Origin of the sequence: Achromobacter sp. JD-1 (genome assembly GCF_038594925.1) — a bacterium.
GTDB classification, from domain to species: Bacteria; Pseudomonadota; Gammaproteobacteria; order Burkholderiales; family Burkholderiaceae_B; genus Achromobacter; species Achromobacter spanius_C.
Window position 1 is genome coordinate 1 of sequence record NZ_JBCGCS010000085.1, and the last position, 1,064, is coordinate 1,064.

At 60.0% G+C, this 1,064-nt stretch carries 1 protein-coding gene; it reads left to right on the top strand.

All coding sequences use genetic code 11. The features are described from left to right. Positions 1 to 45 precede the first annotated feature (45 nt). Positions 46 to 1,064, top strand: a 1,019-nt coding sequence (locus tag WBR68_RS31335; RefSeq protein ID WP_230696265.1) for a ParB/RepB/Spo0J family partition protein, incomplete at its 3' end; no start/stop codon positions are given.

The window sequence follows — 1,064 nt, forward strand, 5'->3', positions numbered from 1 at the left end:
GCACAGCTGCACTAATTCCGATAAATCGAAGCAAGAGCACACACCATGAAGATCGACTCCAAAGAACTCGCCGCCATTCACGCCGCAAGCACCCGCACGGAGATCCCGCATTCCCAACTGCGCCTGAGCGAAAGCTATCAGGCTCGTCGTCCGCTGGATCCGAAGAAAGATCCTGAACTTTCGGATCTGAAGGCCACGATCAAGGCCATGGGCGGGCTGTTGCAAAACCTCGTGGTCGTTGCGTGCGCCGATGGCTTCTACGAAGTCTGCGCGGGCGGTCGGCGCTGGGCAGCGCTGGGGCTGTTGATCGAAGACGCCGTGTTCCCGGCAGACTACAGCGTTTCGTGCCTCGTGATTCCGGCCGAATACGCCCACCACGCCAGCCTGATCGAAAACATCGCCCGCAAGGCTATGCACCCGGCAGACGTGTATGAATCGTATGCCCGTATGCGCGCGGAGAAAAACTGGACCATCGAAGCCATCGCGGCCGCGCACGGCGCAACGGAATCCGCCGTAAAAAAGCTGCTGGCTCTCGGCGCTGTTTCGCCCAAGCTCATGCAGCTATTCCGCGATGGCAAGATTGAAGTTGCCGATATGCAGGCGTTGGCGTCGGTTTCGGACCACGCCCGCCAGGAAGCGGCATGGAAGGCGGCGCAGTCGGAACACTGGAACCGCGACGTTCATATCCGCAACCTCCTGGCGGAAACGGAAATGCTGGGCGACTCGGCCGTTGCCCGCTACGTGACAGTTGCTGCGTATGAGAAGGCGGGTGGAGAAGTGCGCCGCGACTTGTTCGAGAACGACACCTATCTGGCTGATCCGGATATGGCGCGAACGATGGCCCTGGCGAAGATGCAACGGTCCAAGCTCTTCAAGGCGGTATCGACCGAAGGCTGGCTGTGGGTGGAATGCCGGGTGTCTTTCGCATACGACGACAAGAAGCAATTCGGGGAAATCCAACGCGCCCACCTCGACCCGAGCAAAGCCCAGGCCAAGCAGATTGAAGCGCTGGAGAAAAAGGTGTCCACCGCACAGGAAAAGCTGGATGGCTTGCGCGCCGTTGA